The organism is Veillonella sp. AF13-2 (assembly GCF_003603295.1).
Classification (GTDB): domain Bacteria; phylum Bacillota; class Negativicutes; order Veillonellales; family Veillonellaceae; genus Veillonella; species Veillonella parvula_E.
This window is the reverse complement of sequence record NZ_QTMT01000004.1, coordinates 1-520: the sequence shown is the minus strand read 5'-3', so window position 1 is coordinate 520 and position 520 is coordinate 1.

The following is a 520-nucleotide window of genomic DNA, read 5'->3' as shown; positions in this document are numbered from 1 at the left end:
TACGCCCTTATTATCTTTACTTATTTTGCGCCATAATTTGCGGCTAACTTCGTTGTGCTGCGTTCGGTTTGTCTTGCGTACATAAGTATGCGGCGACATCACCTCACTGGCACACCTCGTTATCCATCAAATTCTGACGAAAATCTATTCTTAGATTTCATTGACATGCATTAGATACATTGTCGTTTATTTTGTAGCCGTACATTTTCATGTACGTCACCATTAAGTCAGAGAATTATTTCCTATGTGCTCGGGTCAACCTACTTAGAAATTCTAAGAGATGACCTTACAAATATATAATAATTATCTTCTATGCAGTTTTCAAAGAACAAACAATTCATATAGTTCGCGTCTATCGTCGTTGCATTCGCTTCACTTGTCTTGCGTAATTACCGTTACGCGGCGACGTCGTTCATCTCATACGCCTAGATAGCCATCGAAATCTATTAAATTGTAAATGGTATTAAACCATCTGAGAGTCTTTACAGATCTCTCAAAACCAAACAATGATAAGTGTGTA